This is a genomic window from Nocardia farcinica, from assembly GCF_029867845.1.
Taxonomy (GTDB): Bacteria; Actinomycetota; Actinomycetes; order Mycobacteriales; family Mycobacteriaceae; genus Nocardia; species Nocardia farcinica_A.
Map to the genome: position 1 here is coordinate 1 of NZ_JARWRU010001077.1, position 15,929 is coordinate 15,929.

A 15,929-nucleotide genomic window follows, 5' to 3' on the forward strand; every position below is an offset into this window, starting at 1 on the left:
TTTTTGTTTTCGTTCTCCCCGGTCGGGTTAAACACCACCTTGGCTTTGGGTTAAAACACTTGGGGGTGCTCCCCGTGACCGGCCGCCCCCGGGCCGGGGCCGCCGCCACAGTCCGGGGGCCGGCCTCCAGCCCTCAGCACGAAAGGTACTGCCTTGCCGCACTTCCCCAAACCAGCCGCGGGTAGCTGGACCCAGAACTACCCCGACCTGGGCACCGCCCCGGTCGACTACACCGACTCCATCGACCCGGCCTTCTACGAGGACGAGCGCAACGCCATCTTCCGCCGCAGCTGGCTCAACGTCGGCCGGGTGAACCGGCTGCCCAGGACCGGCAGCTACTTCACCAAGGACCTGGCCTGCGTCGGCACCTCGCTGATCGTCGTCAAGGACAAGGCGGGCGTGATCCGCGCCTTCCACAACATCTGCCGCCACCGCGGCAACAAGCTCGTCTGGGACGACTACCCCGGCGAGGAGACTTCGGGCACATGCAGGCAGTTCACCTGCAAGTACCACGCCTGGCGCTACAGCCTCGAGGGCGAACTGACCTTCGTCCAGCAGGAGGGCGAGTTCTTCGATCTGGACAAGAGCGACTTCGGCCTCAAACCGGTGCGCTGCGAGGTCTGGGAGGGGTTCATCTTCGTCAACCTCGACGACAACGCCAAGCCCCTCGCCGAGTACCTGGGCCCGATGATGAAGGGGCTGGAAGGCTACCCGTTCGCGCAGATGAGCGAGGTCTACAGCTACCGGGCCGAGATCGGCGCGAACTGGAAACTGTTCATCGACGCCTTCGCCGAGTTCTACCACGCGCCGGTGCTGCACCAGAAGCAGGCGGTCAAGGACGAGGCGGACAAGCTGGCAGGCTACGGGTTCGAGGCACTGCACTACGAGATCGCCGCACCGCACTCGATGGTGTCCTCCTGGGGCGGCATGGCCCCGCCCAAGGACCCGCGCATGGTCAAGCCGATCGAGCGCGAGCTGCGCAGCGGCCTGTTCGGCCCGTGGGACCGGCCCGACATCGACGGGCTCGACCCGCTGCCGCCCGGGTTGAACCCCTCGGGCCACCACTCCTGGGGCGTGGACGAATTCGAGATCTTTCCGAACTTCTCGCTGCTGTTCTGGGCGCCCGGCTGGTTCCTGACCTACCACTACTGGCCGACCGCGGTGGACCGCCACATCTTCGAGGCGAACCTGTACTTCGTGCCGGCGAGCAATGCCCGCCAGCGGCTGGCGCAGGAGCTGGCCGCGGTCACCTTCAAGGAGTACGCGCTACAGGACGCGAACACTCTCGAGGCCACCCAGACCATGATCGCCACCCGCGAGGTCACCGACTTCCCGCTCAACGATCAGGAGATCCTGCTCCGCCACCTGCACAAGACCGCCCAGAAGATCGTCGAGGAGTACCGCAATGGCAAGCACTGACCCGGCCGAGAACAGCCCGCTGCTGCCCGCCGAATTCGCCGACCTGGAACGGTTCGCCGACTGGATTCTGCCCACCGAGCCCGAGCGCTACGCCAAGCGGCTGGCCTCGACGATGGAGGAGATGCAGGACCTCTACGACACCGTCTTCCCCCGCATGCAGGCGGCGCTGGACTTCATCGAGGGCAAGTACGACTGGAACGACCTGCCCGAGGAGGGCAGGCGGCTGTTCCACCTGTTGCAGTCGCTGGTGATGGTGTCCTTCCCGATCGAGGTGTGGAAGCAGCCCAGGGTGCCCGACTCCGGCGCCGCCTATCTCGATCTCGTGCGCGAGCCGGTGGTCTGAGCGATGCCCGCGCTCACCCTGCGGGCGGCCGGGCTGCTCGACGTCGACTCGGGTGCGATCGCGCGGCCCGGCATCCTGCGGATCGACGGCGACCGCATCGCCGGGGTCGGCGGCCCGGTCACCGGCGAGGTCGTCGACCTCGGCGATGTGGTGCTGCTGCCCGGCCTGATGGACATGGAGGTCAACCTTCTGATGGGCGGGCGCGGGGAGTCCGGCCTGGCCTCCAGCGTGACCGACGATCCGGCGCTGCGGGTGCTGCGCGCGGTCGGCAACGCCCGGCGCACCCTGCGCGCCGGGTTCACCACCGTCCGCAATCTGGGCCTGTTCGTCAAGACCGGCGGTTACCTGCTCGACGTGGCGCTGGGCAAGGCGATCGACGCCGGGTGGATCGAGGGTCCGCGCATCGTGCCCGCCGGACACGCCATCACCCCCACCGGCGGGCACCTGGATCCGACCATGTTCTCCGCCTTCGCCCCCGACGTGCTGCGACTGACCGTCGAGGAGGGCATCGCCAACGGCGTGGACGAGGTCCGTAAGGCGGTGCGCTACCAGATCAAACACGGCGCGCAGCTGATCAAGATCTGTGTCTCCGGCGGCGTCATGTCGCTGACCGGAGCGCCCGGCGCGCAACACTATTCGGACGAGGAGCTGCGCGCCATCGTCGACGAGGCGCATCGGCGCGGGTTGAGGGTCGCCGCCCACACCCACGGCGCCGAGGCCGTGGCGCACGCCGTCGCGGCGGGAGTGGACTGTATCGAGCACGGCTTTCTCATCGACGACAACGCCATCGACCTGATGGTCGAGCACGGCACCTGGCTGGTCCCGACCACCCGGCTGGCCGACGCCATGGATGTCTCCGAGGCCGATCCGGCTCTGCAAGCCAAGGCCGCGGTCATGTTCCCCAAGGCCCGCACCTCGGTACTGGCCGCGTACCAGGCGGGCGTGAAGATCGCCGTCGGCACCGACGCGCCCGCCATCCCGCACGGCCGCAATGCCGACGAACTGGTGGCGCTGGTGCAGCGCGGGCTGCCGCCGGTGGAAGTGTTGCGCGCGGCCACCATTCGCGGCGCGGAACTGATCGGCGTCACCGATCGCGGCAGGCTCGCCGAGGGGCAGCTGGCCGATGTCATCGGCGTCCCCGGCGACCCGCTCGACGACATCACCGTGACCAGGGATGTGCGCTTCGTGATGAAAGGCGGAAAGATCCATGTCCAGAAATGACGACCTGCTCGAGATCCAGCAGGTGCTGGCCCGCTACGCGGTCACCATCACCCGGGGCGACATCGACGGCCTGCTCGCGGTGTTCACTCCCGACGGCACCTACAGCGCCTTCGGCGACACCTACACCCTCGACATCTTCCCCGAGCTGGTCGCCGCCGCCCCCAAAGGGCTGTTCCTGACCGGCATCCCGGCGCTGGACATCGACGGCGACACCGCGACGGGCACCCAGCCGCTGTGCTTCGTCGAGCACAGCACCCACGACATGCGCATCGGCTACTACACCGACACCCTGGTGCGCACCCCCGACGGCTGGCGGCTGAAGACCCGGCGGATGACCTTCATCCGCCGCAACGGCGACCACGACTCCGGCATCCCGCACGCCTTCCAGCGCTCGGAGGCCTGACCGGTGTCCGCCCCGCCGCTCACCGACACCGCCGCCTTCCGTGACGCGCTGCGCGTCTGGCTGGACGCGCACGACCTGTCCCCCGGACCGGATCATTCGCTGGACAGCCAGGTCGAGCAGCTGTTGCGGGTCCGGCGCGCCCTGTTCGAGGCGGGCTGGATGCGCTACGGCTGGCCCGAGCAGGTCGGCGGTCTCGGCGGACCTGCGGTGCTGCGCGCGATCCTCGGGGAGGAGGTCGCCTCCCGTGATCTGGCCGAGCCGGGCATCTGGTCGATGATCGAGGTGCTCGCGCCGACCATGATCGCCTGTGCCCGACCGGAACTCGCCGCCGACATGGTGCCCCGGCTGCTGTCCGGGCGTGAGCAGTGGTGCCAGGGCTTCTCCGAGCCCGGCTCCGGCAGCGACCTCGCCTCGCTGCGCACGAAAGCCGTGCCGCACGGCGAGGACTGGCTGATCTCCGGCCAGAAGGTGTGGACCAGCCTGGCCCAGTACGCCGCCCGCTGCGTGCTGCTCACCCGCACCGGCCCCGGCCACGACGGGATCACCGCCTTCTTCGTCGACATGGACTCCCCCGGTGTCACCGTGCGCCCGCTGCGCACCATGCACGGCGTGGACGAGTTCGCCGAGGTCTTCTTCGACGACGTGCTCGTGCCCGCCGACCGCATGCTCGGCCGCCCCGGCGACGGCTGGCGCCTGGCCATGGACCTGCTGCCGCACGAGCGCTCCACCTGCTTCTGGCACCGCATCGCCCATCTGTTCACCCGCTTCGACCAACTGCTGGTGGCTGGAACCGACGCGACCGACGACGAACTCGGCGCCGCCCTGCTCGCCCTGCACACCGTCCGCTGCCGCTCGCACACCACCCAGCGCCGCCTCGCCGCGGGCGAGCGGCTCGGCCCGGAGACCTCCGTCGACAAGGTGCTGCTCGCCGAGGCCGAACAACGTCTCTTCGACACCGCCCGCGACGTGCTGCCCGGGGTGATCGAACTCGACGACTCCCCCTGGCGCACCGAGTTCCTGTACTCCCGCGCGGCGACCATCTACGGCGGCACCGCCGAGATCCAGCGCAACATCATCGCCCGCCGCCTGCTCGACCTCGGTGAGGAGTGACCCATGACCGGAACCGCCGCGGGCAGTTCGCCGCTCGATGCCACCGAGTCGCGACTGCTCACCGACACCGTGCGCGGCGTCATGACCGGCGCCGCCGGGGGCTGCGCCGACCCGGCGCTCGCCGGCCTCGGCTGGGCGGAGCTGTTGGCGGAGCGCCCGCGAGTCGCGATTCCCCTGGTCTTCCGGTCGCTCGGGGAGACCGGGGCACACGCGTCGGTCCTGCTCGATGTGCTGCGCGCCGCCGATCCCACCCTGCCCGCCGAGGTGGCGTTGCCCTTCGCCGGCGGGCGGTGGGTGGTCTGGGAGTGCGCGACCGGTGCGCCGCCTTCCGAGGCGGCCGCGCGGTCCGGCGCCGCACGCGCCGAGACCGTCGGACAGGCCGTCCAGGCGCCGCCGGCGTTCCCGCTCGACGCCGGCCTTCCGCTTCGCCCGCTCGCCCTCGGAAGTGTCGAGGGCGGGCGCCGCGCGGAGCTCTCGGGGCGGGCGACCGCCGCGGGCCGCCGGGCACTCGGCTGGTGGCTGCTCGGCACCGGGCACGCCATGCTCGCTCTCGCACGCGCCCACGCGGTCGAGCGCGTGCAGTTCGGCCGGCCGCTCGCCTCGTTCCAGGCGGTGCGGCACCGGCTGGCGGAGACCCTGGTCGCTCTCGACGCGGCGGAGGCCGCGCTCGCCCACGCGGACGGCGACTTCGGCGCACTGCTCGCCAAGGCCGCCGCGGGCCGGTCGGCGCTCACCGCCGCCCGGCACTGCCAGCAGGTGCTCGGCGGGATCGGTTTCACCGCCGAGCACGCGCTGCACCGGCACGTGCGGCGCGCGCTCGTCCTGGACGGGTTGCTGGGCAGCACCCGTGAGCTCGTGCGCCAGGCGGGGCGTGAGGTGCGCGAACGCGGCCGCGCGCCACGGATCGCCGAACTCTGAACTCGATCGCCGCCGAACGACGGATTCCGTTTTCCTCCGCCGGAACATACTTGCCCGAAGCAACGGTGATTCAATGCATGACGACGGCGGCTCCGACCCGGGCCGCTGTCGGCATGAAAGGTCTTCTGTGGCAATACGAACACTGCACACCGCGCTGGGAGTCGGCTCCGCGATGAAGGAGGCCACCCGCGCGGGCTTGGATCGAGCGATCCCCTTCGGCTCGAAGGCCCCGTTACGGGTGCGTGGCGTCAGCAGGAGGTGGCTGGCGAAGGCGATGGGCCTGCCGCGCGGCAGCATCACCTCGGTCGAGGTGCTCGACCATCATTCCGGGACCGCGGCGCGCGCCAGGATCGCGGTGGAATCCGAGGCAGCGGAGGTGCCCGGTCATCTGTTCGTGAAGATGGTGCCGAGCAATTACCTGCAGCACGTGCTGATGAATCTCTTCCGCCTCGGCATGAAGGAGATCATCGCCTATCGCGCACTGGGCGACACACCGCCGGTGCGCATTCCGCGCTGCCATGTCGCCCGTTACAGCTCCGCGCGCAGGCGCAGCATCCTGGTGCTCGAAGATCTCTCGCAGACAGCGGAATTCCGCACCGTGGTGGATTCGGTCACCGCCGAGGAGGCCGCCGCGGTCGTGGACGCGCTCGCCGATCTGCACGCCGCGTTCTGGAACAGCCCGCGCTTCGACGCCGATCTGCGGCCGCTGGCCCGACGCTCGGCCACCGAGGTGCGGCTGGGGGAGATGATCCGCAGGCAGTTCCTCGCCGAGATCGACGGACACGCCGCGGATCTGATGCCCGAGCAGGTGAAGCAGCAGTGCCGGGTCTTCTACCAGCGCGGCACCGACATCGACGCGTTCTGGGCCTCGGTGCCGCGCACCCTCACCCACGGCGACACCCACCTGGGCAACCTGTTCTTCGAGGCGGGTTCGCCCGGCTTCCTGGACTGGCAGGTTGCCGCCGCCGGACCGGGCATCCGCGATGTCGCCTACTTCGCCAATGCCTCGGTGGAACCCGGCCTGTTGCGCGGGATCGAGACCGACCTCGTCCGGCGCTACACCGATCGCCTCGCCGCCGCCGGTGTCGACGCCGACTTCGACCGCACCTGGCTGCACTACCGGGCCGCGGTCACCGAGTTCCTGCTGGCCGCGGTCTGCACGGCCGAGGCCGGGGAACGCATGCAGTCGGCCGAGGTGTCGCGGGTTGGCGTCGAGCGCGCCGTCGCGGGTGTGCTCGCCCACGACAGTTTCGACGTGCTCGACGCCCTCATCTCCGGGTCGCGCGGATAGCCGCGCTCACCGTCCCGGCGTGACCACGACACTCACGCCGGGCGGCGCCAGGATCGGCTCGTCCACCACGATGGTCAGGGTCGAACCGGGGGTGCGGGCCGCCGTGGCCGCGCCGCGGCTGATCGCCTCACCCAGCGCGGCCTTGGCCTGCGGGGTGAAGTTCGGCGGCAGCGCGCCGAGCGCCTGGCCGAGATCGGCCGAGGTGATGGTGGCGGCCTCGGCGGCGGTCAGCTCGATGCTGACCGCGCCGTCCACCGGGGTCACGGACACCGCTGCCGCCTGACCGCTGCCGAGCAGCAGCAACCCGATCGACGCGGGAGCGGCACAGAGCGCGGGAATCACTCGCACGGGCAATCCTTCCGAGAAGTCGAAAGACACTGATCCGGGAACTCACCCGGACACGAAGCCGTCCTCGTCGACGCTGACAGTCGTTCGACGGCGGGCCTTTCCCGGATTGGCCTCCGACCACGGAAATCTCAGCGCGCGCCCAGGGCGTCCAGAATCATCGGGTCGCCCGCCGGGCCCCACATGGCGTCGACATCGAACCGGCCCTCGTCCCGCACGCCGGATCGCCACGAGCACTCCCATCCCGAACCAGGCCGCTCAGTGCATATGCGCTGCGTACGATAGCGAAGAACGCGGCCGGGGCCACGTACCGCGCACGGCGAGCCGCCCGGGAGACAACATGGGGCGCGTGCTCGTGGACAGGGTCAGCAGGCGGGCGAGGTGCCGCCCTGCAACGCCATCAGGGTGCAGAAGGTGGTGGCCGCGACCAGCCACTCGCCGTTCTCCTCGACCGCCTCACCGGCCTGGTCGGCCAGCACCGGGTTGCCGCCCATGACCAGCGTGTAGGTGACCGCGGCATTGCTGTCGTCGATCAGCTCGATCTCGGAGATCTCCACGCCGAGGCCGGTGGACTGCGGATTGGCGGCCTGCGCCTGTAGCACCGGCAGGAAGGCCTCGCTCTGCTGCACCTTCGCGGCCCGCTCCTCGGGAGTCCTGGTGGAGTCGAAGAAGGTCGCGTAGGTGGTCTCGATGGCCTCGATCGTGGCCGGATCGGCGGCCGCGGCCTCGGTGGTCGTGGCGGCGGCCGAGGCGGTCGTGGTCTCGGCGGCCTCGCCGCTCTCGTCGTCGGAGCAGCCGGTCAGCACGACCGCGGCGGCGAGGGCGAGACCGGCACAGACGGCGGCAGTGCGATGCAGGTGGTGACGCATGGGATTCCTCATCTCTGAAGGGGGTTGAATTGCCCGGACCGGACGGCCCGGTCTACTCGAGGGCTGCCTTCATCTCGTCGAGCTTCACCAGGATCGGGAAGCCACCGACGCTGAGCGCGTTGCCGTGACCGGTCTGGTGGACGTCGAAGACCGACTGGATGGCGGCGTAGAAGCCCTGCACGTCGAGGGTCTGGTTGACCGCGCGCTTGGCCTGGCGCAGGCCGAAGGCGGGCATGCGCGCGATCCTGGCGGCCAGTGCCCTGGTGGCGGAATCGAGTTCGGCCCTCGGCACGACGGTGTTGACCATGCCCACTCGCGCGGCCTCCTCGGCGGTGACCGGGCGTCCGGTGAACAGGATCTCCTTGGCCAGGCGAGCACCCAGTTCCCAGGTGTGGCCGTGGTATTCGACGCCGCCGATGCCCATCATGACCACCGGATCGGAGAACTTGGCGTCCTCGGCCGCGACGATCAGGTCGCACGGCCAGCACAGCAGCAGCCCGCCGGCGATGCAGCGGCCCTGCACCGCCGCGATGGACGGCTTGGGGATGTTGCGCCAGCGCAGCGAATACTCGAGGTAGCGGCGGGCCTCCAGGTTGTAGATGGTGTCGAGGGTGATACTGCTCGGGTCGGGCCAGGACTTGTCGTTCAGGTCGTGCCCGGCGGAGAAGTGCTTGCCCTCGGCCCGCAGCACGATCACCGCCACCTGGTCGTCGGCGGCGGCGCGCTGCCAGGCGGCGTCCAGTTCGTCGAGCAGCTCACCGTTCTGGGCGTTGGCGGCCTCGGGCCGGTCGAGGGTGATGGTGGCGATCCGGTCGCTCACCTCGTAGTGGATGTACATCGGTTTCCTCAGCTGACTCGTTCGATTCGGTTCGGGGTCCGCCCGGCGCGGGGCTGTCGGCGGGCTCAGCCGCGGGGTAGTCCGAGCACGCGCTCGGCGACGATGTTGCGCTGGATCTCCGAGGTGCCGCCCGCGATCGTCCCGGCGAAGCTGCGCGCGTACCGCTCGAACCAGCCGCGCACGAAGTTGTCGTAGTTCAGCGGCTGCAACGGCGCGGTCAGCGCGGGGTGGATCAGCGCGTCCGCGCCCGCGGCGTCCAGGGCGTATCCGGCGCCGCGCTGCACGGCCTCGGAACCGAGCAGCTTGAGCACCGACAGGGCGGCCACGTCCTGTTCGCCGCGCGCGGCGTCGGCCAACGCCGCCGAGCCGAGCAGCCGCAACGACAGATCGTCCATGGCCAGGCGCGCGTAGCGGTCCCGGTCGAGTTCGGTGACCGGGCGGAAGTCGGTGACCAGGTCCCGCAGACGGTCGGCGAAACTCAGCCACAGCAGCGTACGCTCGTGCCCGAGCGAGCCGTTGGCCACCTGCCAGCCGCCGTGCAGGGGACCGACCAGGTTCGCGGCGGGCACCAGGACGTCCTCGAAGAAGACCTCGTTGAAGTCCAGATCGGACGGGTCGCACAGCGAGGCGAACGGCCTGCGCGTGACGCCTGGGGTGTCGGTCGGGATCAACAGCACACTGATGCCCTTGTGCTTCGGCGCGTCCGGGTCGGTGCGCACGAAGGTGAGCAGCACGTCGGCATCGTGGGCGCCGGAGGTCCACACCTTCTGCCCGTTCACCACGAACCGGTCGCCGTCGAGGACCGCGCGGGTGCGCAGGCCCGCCAGATCGGAGCCCGCGCCCGGCTCGCTCATGCCGAGCGCGGCGGTGATCTCGGCACGCAGGATGGGCACGGCCCAGTTCCGCTTCTGGTCCTCGGTGCCGAAGGACAGCAGCGAGGCCGCGACGATGCCGAGGCCCTGCGGGTTGAAGCTGTGGTAGATCCGCCGCCGCGACAACTCCTCGAGATGCACGTACTGCTGCAGGATGCCGGCGTTGCGGCCGCCGAACTCCGGCGGATTGCCCGGCAGCAGCCAGCCGTGGTCGAACTGGGTGCGCTGCCACCGCCGCGCCCACTCCGGCACGTCGGCGCTCGAGACCGGGCGGCGCGCGAGCGCGTCCTGTTCGTCGGGGGCGTGCTCGTCGAGGAAGGCCACGAACTCGGCGCGGAACCGCTCGACGTCGGCGTCAAAAGTCAGTCGCACGATACTCCTCGGCGATCACGGCCCGGTGGTGCGCGGCGCCACCGAGCAGCAGGTCCCCGGCCTTGGCCCGCTTGAGCGCGAACTGCAGGTCGTTCTCCCAGGTGAAGCCCATGGCGCCGAACAACTGCACGCCGTGGGCGAACACCAGCGCCTGGCACTCCCCGGCCGCGGCCTTGGCCATGGCGGCGGCGACGCGGCGACGCGGGTCGTCGGCGGCGATGGTCATGGCCGCGAAATAGGCCAGTGCGCGCGCCCTCTCGATGGCGATGTGCATGTCGACGGCCTTGTGCTTGACCGCCTGGAAGCTGCCGATCGGCGCCCCGAACTGGTGGCGGCCCCGCACGTGCGCGAGCACCATCTCCAGCACCCGGGCGCACGCGCCGACCGTGGTCAGCGCCAGACCGGTCAGCGCCACGTGCCGTGCCCGTTCCGGGTCGGCGTCGACCTTCGCCTCGTCGTGGACCGGAACCGCCGCGAAGGTCACCTCGGCCAGGTGCAGCAGCGGGTCGAACACCTGCTCGCGCCGCACGACGGCCGAAGCGGCGGGCACGACGAACACCCCAGAGGCGGTGACCACGGCCAGCTGGTCCGCCCGGTCGCCGTCGAGCACGTGCCGCGCGGTGCCGGTGAGCACCCAGCTGTTGCCGTCGTGGTGCACCCCGACGCCGTCGTAGACCGCGGCGCCCGTGGCCGCGGCGCCGGTGAATCCCGGTGCCAGCGGCGCGAACTGGGTGGCCGTGGCGAGGAAGGGGGTGGGATCGGTGTGCCTGCCCAGTTCCTCGACCACGATGCCGAGTTCGACCGCTGCCGCGGGGTCGGTGAGTTCGCTCCAGCCCTGCTCGGCGTAGACGCGCCACAGCGCCTCGGTCGAGGCGCCCTTGTCGGCGACCTCGCGGACCAGCTCGGCCGGGCAGTGCCTGGCGAGCACCTCCCCGACCGTGCGCCGCCACAGGCGCTGGTCGTCGTCGAATTCGAAGAGCATCCCGGACTCTCACCTCCTCGCGTGGCCACCGCACGATCGTGCGAGAATATCATTCTCTTCAAACGAAAGTGAAGCATTACCACTACGGAAGTATGCTGTTCGGAACGATCAGAAGAGAACGCCGTTCCGGTACAGTGCGTTCATGTTCTCTTCCGCCGACCCGACAGTGAGGCACCCCGTGACCAGCCCCGGCGAAGAGCCCGCATGGAAGCAACGCGCCGTCGAACGTTCCCTGCGGACGGCGAAACTGCGCGCCGAGGAACGCGTGCAGCGATTCCTCGACGCGGCCCAGGCGATCATCGCCGAGAAGGGCACCACCGACTTCACCGTGCAGGAGGTGGTCGACCGGTCGCGGCAGTCGCTGCGCAGTTTCTACCTGCAGTTCGACGGCAAGCACGAGCTGTTGCTCGCCCTGTTCGAGGACACCCTCGCCCGCACCGCCGAGCAGTTGCGCGCCGCCGCCGAGGGCACCACCGACCCGCTGCGCAAACTCCGCGTGGTGGTGGAACTGCTGTTCGAGCTGTGCAGACCGGACCCGGCGGCCCAGCGCCCGCTGTTCACCGAGTTCGCCCCGCGCTTGCTGGTCTCCCATCCCGCCCAGGTCAAACTCGGCCACGCGCCCATGCTGGCGCTGTTCACCGAACTGCTCGACGAGGCGGCGGAGGCCGGGCGGCTACGCGAGGGGGTGAACACCCGCCGGATGGCCGCCATGGTCATGCAGACGGTCATGTTCACCGCGCAGTACAACGGCCACCCCGACGAGGAGACCCAGAACCCGATCACCGCCGCCGAGGTCTGGAACTTCTGCGCCCACGGCTTCACGCCACAACGGTAACGTCATTCTCGTTTTCGAGAATTTGGAATACACTCGGGTCATGCCCGATCTGTGGAGCGACCTCGTCGCCTGCCTCGACCTCACCCGAGTCCCGCCCGCCGGCCACGGCGGCGGCGGTGCGGCGCCATCGGATGCCCGCCCGCCCGACGCCGAGTTCCAGTTCGAGGGAAGCAACCAGCAGCTGCCCTACCACCGCGTGTTCGGCGGCCAGATCCTCGGCCAGGTCGTCCGGGCCGCCGCGCTGAGCTTCCCCGGCAAGCAACTGAAATCGCTGCACGCGCTGTTCCCGCGCGAGGGCCGCTCCGAGGAGCCGATCCGCTACCGCGTGCGCGCCTGCCACGAGGGCCGCACCTTCGCCTCGGCCACCGTGATCGCCGAACAGTCCGCGGGCGTGGTCGCCACGGCCTCGCTCTCGCTGCACACCCCCGAGCAGGGCCCGCGTCGCCAGAGCACCGACCCCGTGCCCGCCCTTCCCTCGGCCGAACACAAGGCCGACTGGGACCTGCTGCCCTGGGAGGTCCGAGCCCGGCGCGAGATCGACGACAAGGGCAGCAGCGCACCGGAATTCGAGTTCTGGATGCGGACCCCCACCGTCGACCCGGCCCTGGCCGCCCCGCTCGCCGCCTACGCCACCGATCTCACCCTCATCGGCACCGCCCTGCTGCCCCAGGAGGGCTTCTCCCAGAGCGGCAACGGCACCGCCTTCCTCTCCGCCGTCACCTCGCACACCCTGTGGTTCCACGGCGCGTTCCGCTCCGACGACTGGCTGTTGCTGCGCCAGCACAGTCCGATCCTCGCCCACGGGCGCGGGTTCGGACGCGGCGACATCCTCACCGAGAGCGGGGAGTTGGTCGCCTCCTACGCCCAGGAGGCGATGATCCGGCTGCCCGTGTCGTGACCGCCGTCGATGCAGGCGCGGACTATCACCCCGCTGTGCCCGCGCCGGTTCGCGTCAGGGCGGCGAGGAGTTCCTCGGTCGCGGTGTACACGTCCGCCTCGCCCGCGGCGACGAGTCCGGCCAGTCGGTCGAGGTCGCCGTTCGCACGTAGCAGGCTCTGGGCCAGGGCGAGGATCTGCGCGCGGGCGCGGGCGGCGCGGCGGCCGGATGATTCGGCGCGGCGGTGGGCGTCGATCGCGGCGACCAGTTCCGTTGTGCCCACACCCCGGTCGGCGATCAGGGTGAGCACGGGGACGGCGGCTTCGGCCCGCAGGTCCCGGACCGTCTGCTCGGCGCCGTCGCGGTCGGCCTTGTTGACCACGAGCAGGTCGGCGACCTCGAGCAAGCCCGCCTTGGCGGCCCGCACCGCGTCGCCCGCGCCGGGATTGAGCACCACCAGCGTCGGATCGGCGACGGCGGCCACCTCGATCTCCGACTGACCGACGCCGACCGTTTCCAGCAGCACGACCCCGTACCCGAGCGCCACCAGCACGCCGACGGCCGCGGGCACCGCCTCCGACAGGCCGCCCATGTGGCCGCGAGCGGCCAGCGAGCGGATGAAGACGCCGGGGTCGTCGGTGTGCCGGTCCATTCTGATCCGGTCGCCGAGCAGGGCGCCGCCGCTGTACGGCGAGGACGGGTCGACCGCCAGCACGGCCACCCGGACGCCGCGGGCCCGGTAGCGGTCGACCAGCGCTGCGACAGTGGTGGACTTGCCCGCGCCCGGCGGGCCGGTCACGCCTATCACCAGAGCGCGCCCCGGACCGGCGCTCACGGTGTGCGCCTCCGTCTCCCGAGCCGCCACCGGCTCCCGGGCCGGTAGCTCACGAGCGAGGAACTCGCGCACCGCGTTCCGCCGCGGCCCCTCCACCATGCTGAGCAGTCGCCCCACGGCCCGCGGTGAACCGGCACGGGCACGGGTGAACAGCTCGGGGACGCCATCCGCATCCACACCCGTGACCGCACCGGGGGCGGGCGGCGGGCCGCCACGCCCCGGCGGCAGGGCACCGGGACCGCCGCGGGATCGATTCACGGCGCGGGGACCTCGATGACCGTGGCCGACCCCATACCACCACCCGCACACAGCGCGGCCAGGCCCAATCCGCCGCCGCGACGGCGCAGTTCGTGGACCAGGGTGACGATCATGCGCGCACCGGTGGCGGCGACGGGGTGGCCGAGCGAGCAGCCGCTGCCGCTGACGTTCACCCGGTCGGCGTCGAGGTCGAGCGCCTTGATCGCGGCCAGGGGGACGGAGGCGAACGCTTCGTTGATCTCGATCACCGCGATGTCGGAGAGCGAGACACCGGCCCGCCGAACGGCTTTCGTGACGGCCCGGATGGGTGCCAGCCCGGTGTCGTGCGGGTCGACACCGACACAGGCCCAGCCGAGGACGACGCCGAGGGCGGGCAGGCCGAGCCGGTCGCTCGCGATGGCCAGGGCGGCCGCACCGTCGTTGGCGCCGGAGGCGTTGCCCGCGGTGATGGAGAAACCCTCGATCTCCGGGTGCAGGACCTTCAGGGCGGCCAGCCGTTCGAGGCTGGTGTCGCGGCGGGGGTGCTCGTCGGTGTCGAACAGGCCGTGCGGGGTGCCGATGGGCACGATCTCCTCTTTGAACCGGCCCTCGTCGATGGCGGCGACGGCGTTGCGGTGCGAACGCAGCGCCCAGGCGTCCATCTCCACGCGCGAGATGCCTGCTCGCACGGCGGTGTTCCAGCCGACGGTGATGGACATGTCCAACGCGGGGGCGTCGGGGCGGTCGGGATGACTGGGCGAGACCCACGGGTCGGCCCAGGTGTCCGCACCGGTGCGGAAGCGGGCGCGGGGCGCGGTGGAGTCGGAGTTCACGCCACCGGCGATCACCAGTTCGTCCATGCCCGCGCGGATCGAGGCGGCCGCGGTCTGCACGGCCGACATGCCCGCGGCGCAGTGGCGGTTCTGCGCCAGGCCGGGCACCTCGGTCAGGCCTGCGGTGAGGGCGCCGTGGCGGGCGAGCACGCCGCCGCCGTATCGGCCCTCCCCCAGGATCACGTCGTCGATCGCGGCCGGGTCGAGGCCGTCGGCGGCGGCTCCCACGATGTGGCGGGCCAGTTCGAAGGCGTCGGTGTCGCGCAGCGTTCCTTTCCTGGCGGTTCCGATCGGGGTTCGGGTCGCGGAGACGATCACGGCCTCGGGCATGGTGGCACTCCAATCCGGTGTGAGAATATGATTCTCTCAACGAGAGAGTTTTGTTTCAAGAGAGGGGTCGCGACATGCAGATCAGTGGAAGCTCCGCCCTGGTGGTCGGCGGCACGGGCGGCCTCGGCGAGGCCACCACCCGTCGCCTGGCCGCGGCGGGGGCGAAAGTCGTGGTCGCGGACGTGGCCGACGAGAAGGGCCGCGAACTGGAGAAGGAACTCGGCATCCGCTACGTGCACACCGATGCCACCGACGAGGAATCGGTGAACGCCGCCATCGCGGAGGCGAAAGCGCTCGGCCCGCTGCGTATCTCGGTCGACACCCACGGCGGTCCCGCCCAGGGCGGCAGGCTGGTCGGCAAGGACGGAAAGCCGTTGCCGCTGGAAGGTTTCCGCACCACCATCGAGTACTACCTGACCGCGGTCTTCAACGTCCTGCGCCTGTCGGCGGCCGCCATCGCCGAAACCGACCCGCTCGACGAGGGCGGCCGCGGCGTCGTCGTCACCACCGCCTCGATCGCCGCCTTCGAGGGCCAGATCGGCCAGCTGCCCTACGCCGCGGCCAAGGGCGGCGTGGTGGGCATGACGCTGGTCGCCGCCCGCGACCTGTCCCCGCTGGGCATCCGTGTGGTCACCATCGCCCCCGGCACCATCAACACCCCCGCCTACGGCAAGGCCGCCGACAAGCTGGAGCAGTACTGGGGCCCGCAGGTGCCCTTCCCCCGGCGCATGGGCCGCTCGGCAGAGTACGCCCAGCTCGCCCAGTCCATCATCGAGAACGACTATCTCAACGGCGAGGTCGTCCGCCTCGACGGCGCGCTGCGCTTCGGACCGAAGTAGGCGCCGCGGCGACGAGGACAGTCCCGGACCCCGCCGGAGCGGCGTCCGGGGCCTTCGGCGTCTCGTCGGTCAGTCGCGGCGGGCGGTGAGCCGGGCGATGGTCGCCCGGAAGTCCGCGGGCTGGAAGGTCAGATCCTCGGCGTTGTTGGCGCAGTCGGGG

17 protein-coding genes are annotated in these 15,929 nt (G+C 70.9%); 10 read left to right on the top strand and 7 right to left on the bottom strand.

All coding sequences use genetic code 11. From position 1 onward, the window contains the following. The first annotated feature begins 153 nt into the window (after positions 1 to 153). The 7 genes from QH283_RS23695 to QH283_RS23725 all read left to right on the top strand — a co-directional run bounded on the left by QH283_RS23695 (position 154) and on the right by QH283_RS23725 (position 6,705). Positions 154 to 1,419, top strand: coding sequence for an aromatic ring-hydroxylating oxygenase subunit alpha (locus QH283_RS23695; protein WP_280505144.1), 1,266 nt, complete (start codon positions 154 to 156; stop codon positions 1,417 to 1,419). After that, on the top strand, positions 1,406 to 1,762 hold the full coding sequence (locus tag QH283_RS23700; protein ID WP_280505145.1) for a hypothetical protein: 357 nt from the start codon (positions 1,406 to 1,408) through the stop codon (positions 1,760 to 1,762). Before QH283_RS23695 ends, QH283_RS23700 begins: the two co-directional genes overlap by 14 nt. A gap of 3 nt (positions 1,763 to 1,765) precedes the next feature. Continuing rightward, positions 1,766 to 2,983 carry a metal-dependent hydrolase family protein gene (locus tag QH283_RS23705; RefSeq protein WP_280505146.1) on the top strand — a complete coding sequence of 406 codons (1,218 nt, stop codon included), beginning with the start codon at positions 1,766 to 1,768 and terminating at the stop codon, positions 2,981 to 2,983. Next, positions 2,970 to 3,386 carry a nuclear transport factor 2 family protein gene (locus tag QH283_RS23710; RefSeq protein WP_280505147.1) on the top strand — a complete coding sequence of 139 codons (417 nt, stop codon included), beginning with the start codon at positions 2,970 to 2,972 and terminating at the stop codon, positions 3,384 to 3,386. The genes QH283_RS23705 and QH283_RS23710 overlap by 14 nt, the downstream gene beginning before the upstream one ends. A gap of 3 nt (positions 3,387 to 3,389) precedes the next feature. After that, a complete protein-coding gene (locus QH283_RS23715) occupies positions 3,390 to 4,496 on the top strand; it encodes an acyl-CoA dehydrogenase family protein (protein WP_280505148.1) in 1,107 nt (368 codons plus the stop codon). A 3-nt stretch (positions 4,497 to 4,499) separates the two neighbouring features. Continuing rightward, positions 4,500 to 5,414 (top strand): acyl-CoA dehydrogenase family protein, encoded by a 915-nt coding sequence (locus tag QH283_RS23720; RefSeq protein ID WP_280505149.1) that lies wholly within the window; start codon positions 4,500 to 4,502, stop codon positions 5,412 to 5,414. Positions 5,415 to 5,541: 127 nt separating this feature from the next. Then, positions 5,542 to 6,705, top strand: coding sequence for a phosphotransferase (locus tag QH283_RS23725; protein WP_280505150.1), 1,164 nt, complete (start codon positions 5,542 to 5,544; stop codon positions 6,703 to 6,705). A gap of 6 nt (positions 6,706 to 6,711) precedes the next feature. Here the strand turns inward: QH283_RS23725 and QH283_RS23730 are convergent, their stop codons facing one another. The 5 genes from QH283_RS23730 to QH283_RS23750 form a co-directional block, all read right to left on the bottom strand. Next, positions 6,712 to 7,053, bottom strand: coding sequence for a hypothetical protein (locus QH283_RS23730; RefSeq protein WP_280505151.1), 342 nt, complete (start codon positions 7,051 to 7,053; stop codon positions 6,712 to 6,714). 362 nt (positions 7,054 to 7,415) lie between these two features. After that, positions 7,416 to 7,919 (bottom strand): hypothetical protein, encoded by a 504-nt coding sequence (locus QH283_RS23735; protein ID WP_280505152.1) that lies wholly within the window; start codon positions 7,917 to 7,919, stop codon positions 7,416 to 7,418. Positions 7,920 to 7,971: 52 nt separating this feature from the next. Beyond that, positions 7,972 to 8,757: an enoyl-CoA hydratase gene (locus tag QH283_RS23740; RefSeq protein ID WP_280505153.1), complete on the bottom strand. Its 786-nt coding sequence runs from the start codon at positions 8,755 to 8,757 to the stop codon at positions 7,972 to 7,974. Positions 8,758 to 8,822: 65 nt separating this feature from the next. Continuing rightward, positions 8,823 to 10,001, bottom strand: a complete 1,179-nt coding sequence (locus QH283_RS23745) for an acyl-CoA dehydrogenase family protein (RefSeq protein ID WP_280505154.1) — start codon at positions 9,999 to 10,001, stop codon at positions 8,823 to 8,825. Continuing rightward, a complete protein-coding gene (locus tag QH283_RS23750) occupies positions 9,985 to 10,983 on the bottom strand; it encodes an acyl-CoA dehydrogenase family protein (protein WP_280505155.1) in 999 nt (332 codons plus the stop codon). Before QH283_RS23750 ends, QH283_RS23745 begins: the two co-directional genes overlap by 17 nt. A gap of 178 nt (positions 10,984 to 11,161) precedes the next feature. On the opposite strand from QH283_RS23750, the gene QH283_RS23755 reads away from it, so the two are divergent. Next, positions 11,162 to 11,818 carry a TetR/AcrR family transcriptional regulator gene (locus QH283_RS23755; RefSeq protein WP_280505156.1) on the top strand — a complete coding sequence of 219 codons (657 nt, stop codon included), beginning with the start codon at positions 11,162 to 11,164 and terminating at the stop codon, positions 11,816 to 11,818. A gap of 40 nt (positions 11,819 to 11,858) precedes the next feature. Further along, entirely contained in the window at positions 11,859 to 12,716 is an 858-nt protein-coding gene (locus tag QH283_RS23760) for an acyl-CoA thioesterase (protein ID WP_280505157.1), read from the top strand. A 25-nt stretch (positions 12,717 to 12,741) separates the two neighbouring features. On the opposite strand, the gene meaB is transcribed toward QH283_RS23760, so the two are convergent. After that, positions 12,742 to 13,707 (bottom strand): methylmalonyl Co-A mutase-associated GTPase MeaB, encoded by a 966-nt coding sequence (meaB, locus tag QH283_RS23765; RefSeq protein ID WP_280505158.1) that lies wholly within the window; start codon positions 13,705 to 13,707, stop codon positions 12,742 to 12,744. Positions 13,708 to 13,784: 77 nt separating this feature from the next. Next, on the bottom strand, positions 13,785 to 14,930 hold the full coding sequence (locus tag QH283_RS23770; protein ID WP_280505159.1) for a thiolase family protein: 1,146 nt from the start codon (positions 14,928 to 14,930) through the stop codon (positions 13,785 to 13,787). 74 nt (positions 14,931 to 15,004) lie between these two features. Here QH283_RS23770 and QH283_RS23775 point away from each other — a divergent pair, with 74 nt between their 5' ends. Beyond that, positions 15,005 to 15,769 (top strand): SDR family NAD(P)-dependent oxidoreductase, encoded by a 765-nt coding sequence (locus QH283_RS23775; protein ID WP_280505160.1) that lies wholly within the window; start codon positions 15,005 to 15,007, stop codon positions 15,767 to 15,769. Positions 15,770 to 15,929 lie beyond the last annotated feature (160 nt).